Here is a 234-nt window from a genome sequence, read left to right on the forward strand (position 1 = left end):
GCCATTCGATCGCCGACAAATCCAAATGGTTGGTCGGTTCATCGAGCAACAGGACAGAAGGCTTGCGCAAAATGAGCTGCGCGAGCATCACTTTCGTCTTCTCGCCGCCGCTCAGCGAATCAAACCGCTGGCCCGTAAGCGGTGTGACGCCAAGGCCGTTCGCCACGGCTGCGATCTTCGATTCCGTCTCATACCCGCCGGCTTCCATAAACTGCTCTTGCAATTCGCCGTATT

General features: G+C 56.8%; 1 protein-coding gene. It reads right to left on the bottom strand.

Annotation, left to right across the window (positions count from 1 at the left end):
* Nucleotides 1-234: ATP-binding cassette domain-containing protein (locus SB775_RS34000; protein ID WP_410865703.1), on the bottom strand; the 234-nt coding region annotated here is incomplete at both ends.

The sequence above is a fragment of the Peribacillus sp. SIMBA_075 genome (genome assembly GCF_046534585.1).